Origin of the sequence: Vibrio hepatarius (genome assembly GCF_011806575.1) — a bacterium.
In the GTDB taxonomy this organism is placed as follows: domain Bacteria; phylum Pseudomonadota; class Gammaproteobacteria; order Enterobacterales; family Vibrionaceae; genus Vibrio; species Vibrio hepatarius_A.
In genome coordinates this window covers 1-15,793 of sequence record NZ_JAATOO010000044.1, presented here as the reverse complement: position 1 = coordinate 15,793, position 15,793 = coordinate 1, and the positions used below count along the sequence as shown (strand labels likewise).

The 15,793-nt window shown below is 45.4% G+C and carries 12 protein-coding genes and 1 pseudogene; 10 read left to right on the top strand and 3 right to left on the bottom strand.

Translation table 11 applies throughout. The features are described from left to right. From HCZ42_RS20925 to HCZ42_RS20905, 5 genes are all read left to right on the top strand, one after another. Positions 1-810: RuBisCO large subunit C-terminal-like domain-containing protein (locus HCZ42_RS20925; RefSeq protein WP_254869002.1), on the top strand; the 810-nt coding region annotated here is incomplete at its 5' end. 52 nt (positions 811-862) lie between these two features. Then, positions 863-1,222, top strand: coding sequence for a ribulose bisphosphate carboxylase small subunit (locus HCZ42_RS20920; protein WP_167422619.1), 360 nt, complete (start codon positions 863-865; stop codon positions 1,220-1,222). Positions 1,223-1,363: 141 nt separating this feature from the next. Then, positions 1,364-2,185 carry a CbbQ/NirQ/NorQ/GpvN family protein gene (locus tag HCZ42_RS20915; protein ID WP_167422618.1) on the top strand — a complete coding sequence of 274 codons (822 nt, stop codon included), beginning with the start codon at positions 1,364-1,366 and terminating at the stop codon, positions 2,183-2,185. A 30-nt stretch (positions 2,186-2,215) separates the two neighbouring features. Further along, complete coding sequence (locus HCZ42_RS20910; RefSeq protein ID WP_254869001.1) at positions 2,216-4,681, top strand: nitric oxide reductase activation protein NorD; 2,466 nt, start codon at positions 2,216-2,218, stop codon at positions 4,679-4,681. 190 nt (positions 4,682-4,871) lie between these two features. Continuing rightward, a complete protein-coding gene (locus HCZ42_RS20905) occupies positions 4,872-5,807 on the top strand; it encodes a LysR family transcriptional regulator (protein WP_167422617.1) in 936 nt (311 codons plus the stop codon). A gap of 71 nt (positions 5,808-5,878) precedes the next feature. On the opposite strand, the gene HCZ42_RS20900 is transcribed toward HCZ42_RS20905, so the two are convergent. Beyond that, positions 5,879-7,096, bottom strand: coding sequence for a response regulator (locus tag HCZ42_RS20900; protein ID WP_167422616.1), 1,218 nt, complete (start codon positions 7,094-7,096; stop codon positions 5,879-5,881). Between the two features lie 95 nt (positions 7,097-7,191). Between HCZ42_RS20900 and HCZ42_RS20895 the strand changes: the two are divergent. From HCZ42_RS20895 to HCZ42_RS20885, 3 genes and pseudogenes are all read left to right on the top strand, one after another. Beyond that, a pseudogene (locus tag HCZ42_RS20895) lies at positions 7,192-7,368 on the top strand (amino acid ABC transporter ATP-binding protein); the annotation flags it as partial. Between the two features lie 198 nt (positions 7,369-7,566). After that, a complete protein-coding gene (locus tag HCZ42_RS20890) occupies positions 7,567-8,235 on the top strand; it encodes a Bax inhibitor-1 family protein (protein ID WP_045956294.1) in 669 nt (222 codons plus the stop codon). A 128-nt stretch (positions 8,236-8,363) separates the two neighbouring features. Continuing rightward, complete coding sequence (locus HCZ42_RS20885; protein WP_053408589.1) at positions 8,364-8,693, top strand: TusE/DsrC/DsvC family sulfur relay protein; 330 nt, start codon at positions 8,364-8,366, stop codon at positions 8,691-8,693. Between the two features lie 11 nt (positions 8,694-8,704). Here HCZ42_RS20885 and yccX read toward each other — a convergent pair whose 3' ends face one another. Further along, positions 8,705-8,977 carry an acylphosphatase gene (yccX, locus tag HCZ42_RS20880; RefSeq protein WP_167422615.1) on the bottom strand — a complete coding sequence of 91 codons (273 nt, stop codon included), beginning with the start codon at positions 8,975-8,977 and terminating at the stop codon, positions 8,705-8,707. A gap of 93 nt (positions 8,978-9,070) precedes the next feature. Here yccX and HCZ42_RS20875 point away from each other — a divergent pair, with 93 nt between their 5' ends. After that, on the top strand, positions 9,071-10,474 hold the full coding sequence (locus tag HCZ42_RS20875; RefSeq protein WP_167422614.1) for a methyl-accepting chemotaxis protein: 1,404 nt from the start codon (positions 9,071-9,073) through the stop codon (positions 10,472-10,474). 98 nt (positions 10,475-10,572) lie between these two features. After that, on the top strand, positions 10,573-11,766 hold the full coding sequence (locus HCZ42_RS20870) for a class I SAM-dependent methyltransferase (RefSeq protein WP_167422613.1): 1,194 nt from the start codon (positions 10,573-10,575) through the stop codon (positions 11,764-11,766). A 94-nt stretch (positions 11,767-11,860) separates the two neighbouring features. Here the strand turns inward: HCZ42_RS20870 and HCZ42_RS22065 are convergent. Continuing rightward, a partial coding sequence (locus tag HCZ42_RS22065; RefSeq protein ID WP_167422612.1) for an Ig-like domain-containing protein occupies positions 11,861-15,793 on the bottom strand: 3,933 nt, incomplete at its 5' end.

Genomic DNA, 15,793 nt, shown 5'->3' with positions numbered 1-15,793 from the left:
ATGCGCTGGCGAGACCGCTTTGGCTATGTCGCAGAGGCAATACACCGAGCAGAGCAAGAAACTGGCGAGCGTAAAGGTCACTACTTAAATGTCACTGCAGCAACGCCAGAAGAAATGTACCGCCGTGCGGAGTTTGCGAAAGAACTGGATATGCCGATCATTATGCATGACTTCTTTACCGCTGGTTTTACCGCCAATACGGGGTTAGCAAACTGGTGCCGAGACAATGGCATGCTACTCCATATTCACCGCGCTATGCATGCCGTGGTAGACCGGAACCCACACCATGGTATTCACTTTCGAGTACTCACTAAGTGTCTGCGTTTGTCTGGGGGGGACCATCTCCACTCTGGGACCGTCGTAGGCAAACTGGAAGGGGATCGCAACGCCACGCTTGGCTGGATAGACCTTATGCGTGAGCGTGTGATTAAAAAAGATCGCTCCCGAGGCATTTTCTTTGATCAGGATTTTGGCTCTATGCCTGGCGTATTCCCTGTCGCCTCCGGTGGTATACACGTTTGGCACATGCCAGCACTGGTTTCTATTTTTGGTGACAACGCGGTATTTCAGTTTGGTGGCGGTACGTTAGGACATCCTTGGGGAAATGCTGCAGGTGCCGCAGCAAACCGCGTCGCGCTTGAGGCTTGTACTCTAGCCCGAAATGAAGGGAAAGACCTTGAACGCGAAGGGAAAGATATTTTGAAAGCAGCCGCGAAACACAGTCCAGAGCTCAAGGCCGCTATGGAAACATGGAAAGAAATCAAGTTCGAGTTTGATACGGTAGACAAGCTCGATACTGCCCACGCGTAACTAATCCAAAGTGACACCAGAATAATTGTCACCCTATTTAAGGAGAGCGACGATGAGTGAAATCAGAGATTACCCATCACGGTTAACCGAACCACACAGCCGAAAATTTGAAACTTTCTCTTACTTGCCGCGATTGACCGCAGAACAAATTCGCAAGCAAGTGAAGTATATCGTCAAACAGGGCTGGAACCCTGCGATTGAACACACGGAGCCAGAAGAAGCAAATTCTTCGTATTGGTACATGTGGAAACTCCCTATGTTTGGAGAAACGGATGTCGACAAAATATTGTCTGAAGCTCAGCTATGTCACAACGGGAACCCCAACCATCATGTCCGTATCATTGGTTATGACAACCTCAGACAGACTCAAGGAATGGCAACCGTCGTCTATCGTGCTCCTGGCTTCGAATGACTCTGATATCCGTTCAATATGGTAATCAGAAACACGATGTTGTGAAAACAAAAGGATGACACAGAGCAACTAAGCCGGTACGTGTGTTGAGCTATACCATATCCGGCGCTTTTCTCCACTGAAAGAATGGAGGGAGACACAATGAACCGAGCAGTAAAGGCGCTACCTACGAATGATCAATACATGATTGGGGCTGAGCCTTATTACCAAGAGACAGGAGATGAACTTGCCGCATACCTTGCTGCCTATGACGCGCGTATTCCTATGATGCTAAAAGGTCCGACTGGTTGCGGGAAAACCCGTTTTGTTGAACATATTGCATGGAAACTGAGTAGACCGTTGATCACCATATCATGCCATGAGGACATGACCGCATCGGATTTGGTTGGACGGTATCTTCTCAATCAAGATGGGACATACTGGCAAGATGGTCCCCTGACGACAGCAGCAAGAATTGGCGCCATTTGTTATCTCGATGAAATCGTTGAAGCCCGTCAGGACACCACCGTTGCAATCCACTCGTTAACGGATCATCGCCGTACTTTATCGTTGGAAAAAAAAGGAGAAGTTGTCACTGCTCATCCTGATTTCCAGCTTGTGATCTCTTATAACCCAGGTTACCAAACGCTGATGAAAGACTTAAAAACATCAACTAAGCAGCGTTTTGCCTCGCTGGTTTTTGATTACCCGGAACCTGCTGTTGAAACCGCAATTATCTGCCACGAAGCCAAAGTAGACAGTGATACCGCAGAGCGGCTGGTCCGCATTGCAGGCCATGCAAGAAACCTGGTTGGGCATGGCCTAAATGAAGGAATATCCACTCGTTTGTTGGTCTACACGGGTCAATTAATTAATAAGGGAATTACCCCTATTGCCGCGTGTGAGATGGCGCTGGTTCACCCTCTCAGTGATGATCCCGATATCTGCGAGATCATTGAAACCGCAGTAAAAGGCTGCTTTTAAAATCCAGCGTAAGATTACGAGGATAGACTTATGGATGAGAGTGAACAACTAACAAAGCAATGGTTAAAAACGCTCGAGGCAGCGACACCTTTAGCCAAGGTAAATAAACCCGATGGTGATGAGTTTATTCAACTTGAAGAGGCGATTATTCAGGCGAAAACAACGCTACCTAACCCCATCGTCACCGCCTGCATTCGCTCCGCCCTCTCGATTTATCACCAAAATGCGAGCGTTAATCTTCAGCTTCTATGGTTTCGCAACATCACTGAAATAGTGAAGAACTGTCAGGGCAATGTTCATTACTCAGACGACATTGAACAGCTTTGCTCGTTGGTGCAAAGAGCAGAGTCAGTATTATGTGCACTAAGTCAACTGATCGGCAACGAGCGCCTTGCACAGTTTTTAGATTCGCTTTTAATCGCCTCAAATCGATTAAAATCCGTTGAGGCACTGAAACAGTACTTGTCGCTAACAGAATCTCTCGCAACACAAGCGCCCCGCTGTCTAGCACCTTATTTTAATTATTTGGATAAATACCTTCGCCAGCTATCGATATCCGGCTTAGAGCGTTGGGCAATGTGGGGAGTTCGCGCTTTTGCCCACCAAAACGAGACGTTACATAGCTATTTTTCTCTCCAGACCACTGACAGCCTTTCCGTTTTTCAACAGCAGAGAAATGGCCTTTTGTTTGTCGACATTCAGCGCCAAATCCAATACTTTTTATGCGCGATATGGGGAGAGGACTTCGTGCTCCGACCTATCAGTGTCGAGTTCAATCAAGAAGATGCTGCTGATTATCGTCTGCGACCTTCAATCTCTTATCGGATGATTCTATTGCCAGACGCTTTCGATGATTACTCAAGTCCTCTTATCAACAACAATTCTCAAGCAGACCAAACCTCTATTCCAGCTAAGCTGATGTATCGGGCAGCCGCAGCACACTGCGCCGCTCATCTTCGTTTTTCTACTCCCCGTCAACGCCGTGATTTTACACCGCTCCAACAGTTTTTTATCGGGCTGATAGAAGATGCGCGTGTTGAAGCACTTGCTATCAAAGTGTTTCCTGGCCTTAAAGCACTTTGGCATTCCATCCTCAATATTCCCCGCCATCAAGTCTGCTTGCCTGAATCAGGTTTAACCTTGGTCGAACGTATTATTGTCGCCTTACTGAATCAAGATGGCAGCGACCCCCATCCACTGGTAAAAAAAACATGCCAACGTTTTTCTGAACTGTTAGCGCAACCTATTTCTGCACACGCGAACACTGTCAATCAGTTAGGGATATGGTTAGCCGGTGCTCTACCATCGTATTGCCTCCACACTTCAGTGAGCCAGTACGCTCAACACACCATCCCTTATCGAGACGATAATCAGTATCTTTGGCCGGATAATGATGAACTGAGTAGTTGGTTGTCGCTCAACAAACCGCAAGTGAAGAAAACGGTGAGTGTTATCGAAATGGTTAATGAGCTGGATTGTGAGCTTGCCGATGAGACGGCTGAGGAAATATGGGTTCTCGAATCAGAGTTTTTCCGCGATGGTGATCCTGAGGATGTCAGTATCAATGCACTCGAAGGAATAGCGCAAGTATCTTCACCATTTTATTACTCGGAATGGGATTATCGCTCGGCAAGTTCCAGAATAAACTGGACAACCGTCACTGAGCACACTTGTAAGGTAGGCGCTTCAGCCAGCATTGATAGACTACTTGATACCCACCGTCCTCTCGTTAAGCAGATCCGACGCTTAGTCGAAACTGTCCAACCTAAAGGGCTACAACGGCTCAGAAAACAGAGCGACGGAGATGATTTTGATCTGGATGCTTTGGTCGAAGCTTATAAAGAACTCAAACGTGGTAGCTTGCCTGATTTAAATATTGACCAGCGCCTAAAGCGACAGCAGCGCGATCTCGCTGTGCTGTTGTTGCTAGACCTATCTGAATCAACCAATGAATCTGTTGACGATCATGGCACCACTGTGATTGAGATTGCCAAAGAGGCAACAACGTTACTCGCCAGCGCGATTGAACAAATTGGAGACCCTTTCGCCATTCACGGTTTTTCGTCCAACGGCCGCCATGACGTCCAATATCAATGCCTAAAATCCTTCGAACAACTTTTTGATGATGATGTAAAAGCAAAATTGGCCGGAGTCAGGGGAAAATTGTCAACTCGCATCGGGGCTGCCATGCGCCATGCCGGACATTACCTAAACCAGCAACACCAAAGCAAGAAACTGCTGCTATTGCTCAGTGACGGTGAACCATCAGATATTGATGTGCGTGATCCAGAGTACTTGAAATCTGACACACATAAAGCAGTTGATGAACTACTTTGCCAAGGTATTACTCCGTATTGCCTCACTATCGATAAAGACGCAGGCACTTACATTAGTTCACTTTTTGGCCACGGTCGATACACGATTTTGAACGATGTAACTCGGCTACCCTCCTTGCTGCCACAACTTTTTGCAAGTCTGACTAAAATGACGAATTAGCAGCAAAGATAGCGGAATGTTTCTATCCAGTGGATGCATGGAAGCTTTCCGATACAAATATATTACGGTTTTTCCTCGTCCAAGCATGCAATGTAATATTGAATAGAAACAATGTGTTAGATATAAACAAAATAGTGGGTATGGGTTATGCATTGACGGTTAGTTATCGAACAGTGATTCAGGAATGAATATGCACTTAACTCTTCGCCAGCTGAATATTTTTTATGCCGTCGCGAGCCAGCTCAGTTATACAAGAGCGTCAGAAATTCTTCACCTTACACAACCTGCTGTTTCAATGCAGGTGAGGCAACTTGAGGAAAACATCGGGCTTCCTCTGTTCGAGCAATTGGGTAAATCCCTTTTCTTAACCACTGCGGGTGAAGAGCTAGTCGGATACTGTGAACGTATAAATCATATCGTTGACGACGCGGAGAATACGTTTAACAGCATGAAATCTCTGTCTTGCGGCAAATTAAAAATCACTGTGGCGAGTACCGCCAATTATTTTGCTGCGAGTTTGCTTTCTGCCTTTTCTCACCAACACAAAAGCGTACAGCTTAGTCTGAATGTGACTAACCGAGATAACTTGTTGAAAGATCTAAAGAATAACCACTGTGATTTAGCCATAATGGGGAAACCGCCTTTAGAACTGGACGTTGAGAGCACCGTGTTGATGGAAAACCCACTGGTCGTCATTGCACCACCTAATCATCCTCTTTCCAAGCAAAAATCCATCCCTCTTACCACCCTAACGCAAGAGTCCATTGTGGTACGAGAAAAAGGTTCTGGTACGCGCAGTGCGATTGAGCGTTTTTTTGATTTGCATGGTATTTCACTGAATGTAGCAGCAGAGATGAGCGCCAGTGAAGCGATCAAACAAGCAGTGGCGGCTGGATTGTCATTGGGCATTGTCTCGTTACACACCATTCAACTTGAATTAGAGGCAAACAAGTTGGTCGTTCTTGACGTAGAAAATATGCCTATAATCAGACACTGGTACTTGGTCCACCATCGAGAAAAGAGGTTGTCGCCGATCGCACTGGCTTTTCAAAAATTCTTGTTGAATCAAGTCCAGGATATGTCTCCCACAACCCAAGTTAGCTTTTCCAACATCGTGAACTCCTAAGGCGTATTGATTTTTCGTTGCTGAGCTTTGTTTGAGGACACCTTGTCACTCTATACAAAGAGGAAACACGCTTATTCGTGCCACGGTAGCGTTAACGTAAAACACGCACCTTTATCAGGATTGTTTTCCACCGCAAGTGAACCATTATGTTCCGTCACTAAACCGTAACTGATCGACAGACCCAGTCCGGTTCCCTCGCCCACTTTTTTAGTGGTAAAAAAAGGATCGAACAAGTGCTCTAAATGATGTGCTTCTACACCTGTACCATTATCTTTGATTCTTAATACTACATTCTCACCACAGCGCTCGCCTTGCATCGTGATCGTCGGTGTGTCCTCATCTTTTGAGGCATCTAATGCGTTGGCTAGCAGATTCAGTATCACTTGTGTTAGCTGACCTTCGTCTCCCAACACTGGTAGATAACTTGGAAGCACCAGTAAAATCTCAGCCGCAGGCTGATTGCTTTTTCTCGTCCAATTCACTGCCTTTTTAACTAATGTAGAAAAGTTGACCGTTGATTTATCTGTCGCCCCCTTAGCACTAAAAGACTGTAAATCTTTAACTATATTGTTAATTCTATGAGACGCCTCGAGAATATCATCCACCGCAGGTACGAGCTCGCTCAACGTACCTTCAATGTTAGTTCGCTCGCCCACATTTGTAGCGCTCGACTGGATAAGCTTAGTCAGGTCTCGTTGAATGATATGAGCATTGCCAATAATAAAACTAACTGGGTTATTAATTTCGTGGGCAACACCTGCGACTAATTTACCAATCGACGCAAGCTTTGCTGTCTGTATCAGTTGCCGCTGAGCGTCTTTTAACTCATCGAGAGTCTGTGTTAGTTGAGTATTTTTTTCTTCTAATGCTCGTTGGTAACGGCGCAAAGACAAGTGCGTTTCTATTCTCGCCTGCACTTCTGCCATTTGAATCGGTTTGGTAACGTAATCTACCGCACCAGCCTCGAACGCTTTAAGCTTTTCGTCGATATTGCTGTAGCTACTAATCACTACGATAGGGATGTCTGCCAATGCCTTATTCGATTGCATCCGACGGCATACTTCGTAGCCATCGACATCCGGCATGTTCAAATCCAGTAACAACAGATCCGGGATATCTTTTTGCATTGCCTCTAACGCAGTGTTCCCCGAATAATAGCCTTCCGTGCGAAAACCTAAATCTGCCAATAATTCACAAAACGTGTTACACAAAGTTTTGGAGTCATCAATGACAACAACTTTTTCTTGTTTTTCTTGATATGTATACTCTATCGCTGTTTTCTTAGCCACAAATTGCCAACAACCTTGTCGGAAGATATTGTTTTTACATTACCTTCAGCATAGCCAACGGATTAGTAAAAACCCACTTTTCCATATCAAATTGGCAAGGTATGACGAGGCTTTGTGTAACGCACGAAACGGGTTTCGCAAAAGAAGTTGCTCACCCAGTCATCTTTATGGATGCGGGCGAAATCATGGAAGAGAGCAACCCTATTGCTTTCTTTGAGAATCCGCAGTCATACCGTACGCAAAACTTCCTGTCTCAAATCCTCAGCCACTGATACACTCATGACACTGAGATAGAGAGGCGACTTAGGTCGCCTCTCTTATTCGTGTTATATTGTGTTACACATATATAAATACTTAACATTCTAATTCTATTATTATTTTAAGTACTGCATAACGTTAGAGGGCTTGATCTTTTGATCATTGAACCTCATAAATGTAGTTATAAACATAAAACCCTTACGAGGAAGATCATGAATAGTCCTATGTTTACCCGCTCTACAAGTGCTCAGAATGTACTTGAGATTAACAAAACGCTTAAGAACACCTATTTCCTACTGTCGATGACATTAGTAACCAGTGCTATCGCAGCTATGGCTACTATGGCAATGGGCATTTCTCCGATGATGGCGCTTGTAATGCAGGTAGCTGCTATCGGTATCCTATTTTTCGCTCTACCACGAAGCATTAACTCTTCGATGGGTATTGTTTGGACTTTTGTTTTCACCACACTTATGGGTGGTGCGCTAGGTCCAATGCTTAACTACTACGCGGCGATCCCAAGCGGTCCTTCTATCATCGCGCAAGCACTAGGCTTGACGGGTATGGTATTTTTGGGTCTTTCTGCTTACACGATCAGCAGTAAGAAAGATTTCTCTTTCATGCGTAACTTCCTAATCGCAGGTCTGATCATCGTTATCGTTGCAGCTATCATCAATATCTTTGTTGGCTCAACCGTTGCTCAGTTAGCGATCAGCAGCATCTCTGCGCTAGTGTTCTCTGGTTTCATCCTATACGACACAAGCCGTATCGTACGTGGTGAAGAGACAAACTACGTTAGCGCGACAATCTCAATGTACCTGAACATTCTTAACCTGTTCACGAGCCTACTAAGCATCCTAGGCATTATGAACGACGACTAATCTGTTCAGAAACTGACTAAACAAAGCCCGAACGCATTTGCTTTCGGGCTTTTTCTTTATTGCCGTATTGTGATCTGAGTTATAGCTGCGCTACCCTATTCCATATCAGAGATTTTAAGGTAATAACGATGTTCGAATATAACGGCAAACAAATTGAAACTGATGCTCAAGGCTACCTTTTAGACCATACACAGTGGGAAGAAGGCATGATCTCTGTGCTGGCTGAGCAAGAAGGTATCGAGCTCACTGATGCCCATTTAGAAGTCGTCCACTTTGTTCGAGACTTCTATGAAGAATTCAACACTTCTCCAGCGGTAAGAATGTTAGTAAAAGCGATGGAAAAAGCGCACGGCCCAGAGAAAGGAAACAGCAAGTACTTATTCAAGTTGTTCAAACAAGGACCTGCAAAGCAAGCAACAAAACTGGCTGGTCTACCAAAACCTGCAAAGTGCCTGTAAAACGATTATCGCTATAAGATTTTAAACCCTCTAAACGGTTTAAAAGACATAGGCTCTGAAACCACCGAATCTACCGTTGCGGTTTGAGGGCCTTGTTCCAGCCAAGTTGCCATTTCAGCCACTTTTTGTTCACTGCCACATACCACCACTTCGACGCTGCCGTCCATGAGGTTCTTCGCGTACCCCGTTAAACCGAGCTTTAACCCTTGATGACAAGTGTGGTAACGAAAGCCTACCCCCTGCACTACGCCAAACACTGTGAACTTGACACATTTTTGCTCCATAGTTAATACCTCATTTCATCACTCAATGTTATATTTGCTCATCTCGGCCTAAACTAAAGAAGTACTAGGGCTCCTGTCTTTGGAAGTATCATTATGAAAGAAATACCATTTCGCTGGATTGACAAATATCTCATTCACCTAAAAATTCAAGAAAAGTTCTATCTTCTGTTCTTTTTGCCTGTTATCACTTTGATTGTCTTAACACTCGTGCTTGATAACGCCGCGGATTCAATGCTCAATCAACTGTATCAAGAAGAACTGGTACTGATGCGTAACTTAATTGAGACTGGTGGCCTAACGCGAGCACAAGTTGCCGAGATTATTGCTAATTCAGATACCATCGCCCTAGGCAGTGGAGCTGGTGCCGTCTCTGTTAATAACGGAGAGTTCAGCTTGGTGGACGTGCACAACCAAGATCTCTGGACTTCACTGTCCACCACTCACTTTACAATCATAGCAGTTACCCTATTTTTAATCGCGACAGGCGTTTACTACATCATGACCTTCATTGGTGGCGCAATGTTCACTATGAATAAAGCACTTTCCACCCTTGCTTCTGGTGACTTAACCAGCCGTATGAACTTTTTTAAAGTGCGTGATGAGTTTAGTGAGATTGCGATCACTATCGACAGTGTTGCTGAGCGTGAGCAAAACTTGGTTCTATCCATCCAAGAATCGATTGCTCTAATGCAGCAAATCAGTTCAGACTTGAATCAAACTAATCAGCTTACTGCGAGCACATCCGGTACTCAGCAAGAGCATTTGAACTCACTTGCCAGCGCAACTGAAGAGATGGCATCAACGATTCGAGAAGTAGCGAACTTAGCGCATGATTCAAGCACACAGACCGAAGATGCACGTATTGTGGCACAGCAAGGTCAACAGAAAGTCGGACACACTCTCTCCTCTATCTCACAGCTGTCTCTTGAGGTTCAATCTGCGTCAGAAGCAGTGGCAGAGCTTGATACAAACGCGGCACAAATTGATGAGGTCGTCACCACGATTAATGCGATTTCAGAGCAGACTAATCTACTCGCGTTAAACGCTGCAATCGAAGCCGCACGTGCTGGTGAACAAGGCCGTGGCTTTGCGGTCGTTGCCGACGAAGTTCGTGCTCTAGCTGGTCGCACTCAAACTGCAACGGTAGAGATTCAGTCAATGATCGAAGCGCTACAACGTAACAGCCAATCACTGACTAAGCTGATGGAAACAACGGTTGTTAACGCTAATGAAGGTCAAACATTGATGTCTGAAGTCAACGCTGAGATTGGTTCTTTAGCAGATAAGAACCAGTCTATCTCAGACAGTAGTGTTCAAATCGCGACGGCAGCCGAGGAGCAAGGCGTAGTGGCAGATAACATTGCCGCAAGTGTTGAAGAAATCCGCGTACAGTCGGATCAGGTTTGCGAAATGATTGATGCGACCAACAGCAATATTGAGCAACTTAGAAGACAGAGTGACTCGATGGAAACCTTATTAACAGGATTAAAAGCCTAACCCATACAGAGCCGCCTATGAGCGGCTCTTTTATTTGATTTTCCATACGACTTCCCCGACAATACCCGTCCTTTCCAAACTATCAATTGAGTAACTTAATGACTCCAGCAATCTATCTTGTAAAAGGCCGTGAAAAGTCCCTTCGTCGCAAACACCCATGGGTATTCTCTCGCGGTATTAGCAAAGTTGAGGGCGAACCTTCGCTCGGCGAAACAGTAGATGTGTTTACTCATGATGGAAAATGGCTAGCAAAAGCTGCCTACTCACCTAATTCACAGATTCGTGCCCGAGTTTGGTCTTTTGAAAAACAAGAGATCAACAAATCGTTTTTCGTAAAACGAATCAAAGACGCGCAGCTTCTTCGTGAAGACATCATCGAGCGCGATGGTCTGACAGGTTATCGTTTGATAGCCGCTGAATCTGACGGTTTACCCGGTATTACGATTGATAAATACCAAAATTACTTGGTTTGCCAATTATTAAGTGCTGGCTCAGAGTTTCACAAACAGACATTAGTTGAAGCGTTGCGGGAAGTTTTCCCAGACTGCAATATCTACGAGCGCTCTGATGTTGCGGTACGTAAAAAGGAAGGCTTGGAAGAAGTCACTGGTGTGCTTTACGGCGAAGAGCCGCCAAAATCCGTTGTGATCGAAGAAAACGGCATCAAGATCAGTGTTGATATCGTTGGTGGCCACAAGACAGGTTTTTATCTTGACCAACGTGATAGTCGCCAGCAAGCGATGAAATACGTGAAAGACAAAGAAGTCCTTAACTGCTTCTCATACACAGGCGGATTTGGTCTTTACGCCCTGAAAGGCGGAGCAAAACGCGTCATCAATGCGGATGTGTCACAACCTGCGCTAGACACCGCAAAATTCAATGCTGAGCTTAACGAGTTCGATATTTCCAAAAAACGAGCGGTTTTCTTAAATGCTGATGTCTTTAAGCTTCTTCGTGAATACCGAGACCAAGGCACTAAGTTCGATGTCGTTATCATGGATCCACCAAAGTTTGTTTCAAGCAAAAACAATCTAACATCGGGTGCAAACGGCTACAAAGACATCAACATGCTCGCGATGCAAATCTTGAAACCTGGTGGCACGTTGCTGACCTATTCATGTTCAGGACTAATGAGTGCCGATCTGTTCCAGAAAGTCATTGCCGATGCAGCAGTAGATTCTGGCCGTCAGGTGAAGTTTATCGAGCGCTTCGAGCAAGCCGCGGATCACCCAACAGACAGTGCCTACCCGGAAGGTTTTTACCTCAAAGGTTTCGCTTGTAAGGTTCTATAAACCATAAAAAGCCCCGCTCAGTTAGCGGGGCTTTTTACTTATAGCGATTACGTAATTCAAATTATTGGGAGTCATCATTGACTCCCAAATTGAACTAGTCTTTCAGTTGTAACTGGTTGAGATTATCAAGCAAGCTCGTCGTAACATCTGCTGCAGAAGCGCCATCAAATTCGACCGTCAATGTTTGGCCGCCTTTATTGATCGTCAGCGTTGAAGAGCCCGAAGTATCATCAACAACAGAAACAGACACGCCAGCAGCACTACCTTGATGATCTCCGCTACCCAAATCCGTCAGTAGCGCACTGATGTCGTCTTGCTTCATATCAACGAATAGTTCGCTCAGATCCAACGTATCACCTTCAGTGACGTTAAAGTCAGTAACCGTGTCTGTAGCGTGCTCCATATCTAACCACTTGAAGATATCTGCGTCATCGCCACCCGTTAGAATGTCGTTACCAAGACCACCAACCAGTGTATCGTTGCCTTCGCCACCGTCTAGGGTATCCGCACCACCTTGACCGTAAAGCACGTCGTCACCACGACCGCCAGACAGACTATCATCACCACCACGAGCCTCATCGAATAAATTCAGCGTTTCGTGGTTGGCTTTAATGAACTCGTATAACTCAAGCTGAGATGGTTCAGAACCATGATTCTTAAGCGTTAAGAACTGTTTTACACCTTCTAGCCCTTGTCCATCTTGCCAGTCCGCAGGTTGGTCAGGGTTACCATTAATACTACCCCATGGCAAGTTATCCGAGTTGACAGCATCACCAAATAAGATGTCATCGCCGTCATTACCCAACACTACGTCATCTCCAAGTGGCGCGAACTTAATCGATTGACTCGCTTCTTGAAGAGCCGCATCTAACTCACCCGCACCGTGAACGATTTCAACAACACCAGTTGGAGCCGTGATTGTTTCTAATACGAAGTTATCTAGTTTGATGTCTGCTTCATAACCACTGCCATCTTCATGAACCCATACCATCAATCGGTACGTACCCGAGGACAAGGCTTGTGTTTCAATGGAACCACCCGAACCATAGTAATAGCTATACTGATAAGAATGAGACTGTACATCGACCCATTGATTTCCCTCTAGTTTCTGTACAATCCATCCATAGCTATCACCTACGCCATACTTAGAGCCAGTGTATACATCAAAGTTAAGCGATGCCATTGTGTTATCCGAAACTTCAAATGTCGGGCTTTCTAGGTAGGTGGCATAACTTTCGTTGCCGTCATCGGTCAAAACAATTTGCCCATTGTGACGTTCAACGTCTCCACCCGTGGTTCTTAAAGTCCAGTTGTTTAAGCTCCATGCTTCGCCGTAGCCAGTACTAAAGTTAGCTAACGTAGTTTCTGTCTTGGTGAAATCGACGCTATTTGCAGATGTATTATCAAAGAATTTAAGCACATCGCTTTCAATACCATCACCAATACCAATAGCACGTACTGTCGACACTTTAGATAGCTCTTCAAACGCTCGAACCGAATCGACAAACTCATCAAGCTCAGTCGTCGAGCCATTGCTGCTATGCGAATTACTTACCGTTGGTACACCATCGGTTAGGAAGAAGGTTAAGTTCTCAAAGCCATCACTTGACTGCTCTGCGAACCAGTTTTGCGTGGTATCAAACGCACTCTCGTAGTTGCTTGCACCTTCCGCTGTTAGAGCATTAATTGCATCGTCGATCCCATAGTAATAACTATTCAGGTCAAAAGGCTCGAGATCATCTAAGTCAAACTTCAATGTCGCTGTACCGCTAAATCCAATTAGAGCCACATTGACCGTACCAGAGTGATCGGCCATATCTTTCAGCATGTTAATTAACGCCGACTTGACCGCATCAATTCGTTTTGCTGCACCGTATTCTTCACTGATCTTCCAATCCATACTGCCTGAAGTATCAACAACCAATGCAATATTATAGTTCGCAGCCGCTTGAGTCTCGGTAACAATACCACCGATATCGCCCGTAACTACATCGTCACCTTTACCACCTTCAATTTGGTTATCACCATTAGGGTTAACAAGAGGGAAATGAACATTACCAGTGTCAGTTTCAGCGTATTTCGGCAAATCAACTGGGTTACCGGATTCATCGACTTCTTGAGCTCCAACAGTAACCGTAAACGTCGGTGCAGACGTTGAGCCTGCTGGAGTTTCGACCGTTAGAGACAATTTGCCATCTGCGTCCAACAAATCTGCAGGTAAAGTCCATGTACCATCGCCGTTATCGGTACCAACCAGCTCTCCACCGATTATCAACGAAGTACCATCTGGAACGCCGCTAATCACAACATCAGTAACAACTTCACTGCCATCATTGTCATTTAGATCAACATCGATGTTTAGCTCATAGAAATCAGACACTTTGGTCAAAGAACCATCAATGATTTCATATTTCCCGTCATTGAGGTAAACGGTATTTACGTTGTAGAAGTCATGGTATGCACCATTCTCATTGTTCTTAAACGAGAAATCAGCTTGAGGAGCAAGAGGATTATCGCCTCCTGCAATGAACTCCATCTCACCAGAATTTATCGGCAAATAGGCAATGTTAGAGCCACCGCCACCGTAGTAAGTCGTGGTCGATTCAATAGAGGTCGATACAAAGACATCATTCCCATCACCATGCTGATCACCGTGTAGCACGATATTACTCGCGGCGGTACCTCCGACGAGTATATCGTCACCTTCGTTTCCGAAAAGCTCTTGATTATTAGAAGCTTCACCGAAAATGATGTCCTTACCCGAACCACCACTCAGGTGATCACTTAAGGAGTTGGCGTCTCCTAGCAGAATGTTGTCACCATCATTACCGTTGCCTGTAGGTGCAGTCGGTTTCTGTTCTAGGATGGTCTCAATGTAGTCATCAACAAAGCTGCTTGAACTAACAAGTTCAGCCGTGACTTCTAATCCGTTAGAAATTGGCTCAACATGAACCGTTACTGTAGCGGTATCACTCGCCCCGTGGGCATCCACTACAACGTATTCGAACGTTGCATCCCCGCTAAAGCCCTCTTCAGGAATGAATTTGATGCTACCATCTGCGTTGAGTGTAACTGTTCCGCCAGTAACACTGTTGACAGATTGGATAGATAACGCGTCGCCTTCTGGATCGGTATCATTCGCTAAAAGCGATAGAGCTGAAATCGTTGTTGATTGCCCTTCGACTGTACAAAGCTCGTCATTTAGCGTCGGAGCGTCTAGCAGAGGATTAAAGTCACCGACTAGATCACCTTTTGAATCGAATTGGCCAATATCGATATCGAGAGCAGCCACACCACCTTGGTCCCAGTAGACAATTTCAATGGTGTGATAACCTGAACTATCGATATCAAATACATCGCCTACTCGCTCGTGTGCTGACTGGTTTCCATCGAATACGGCAACAACATTGCCATCAATCTTTATCATGTAGCCGTCGTCTGCATTTACTCTCAAAGCAAACGAACCAGCTTCCAGATAAATAGCACCAGTCATCTGGAAGATACCATCCGTCGTACCCGTAGGAATTTGTCCGGAAATACTAGCGGCATCATCGCCCAAGAACTCAGCCACATTCGCATCCGTTGTAAGGCTTGAACCCAAACGGTAATCTAAGTCAGTCGACACAAACGTTAAATCAGGAGAACCCGACCCAATAATCGCCTCAGCATCTGCTACAGAGTCGATGTTTCCGTAGTCACCAGTATTTTGATCGTAAGCGAAGAACTTACCCGTTAACCCGTTGGAATGGCTGTAGTTGTCGTCATTAGCGATTGGGGCATCGTTTACAGCGGTTACTGATGGATCGTGCGATTGCGCCTCGCCGCTCACTTCACCGTCGTCTGGCGTTAAGGTGAACTTCGGTAAGTCTTGACCTTGGTTGACCAGCTCCGCACCTTTCTCGGTCAGCACCACGTTGCCGTTACCGTCCAGAGCGTAATGGGTCGTGTCGCTTAAGGTGACGTTGACGGTATCACCGTCTTCATCGAACGTCGTAAACGTTGCGACCACGCTGCCCGCTTTGGCGCC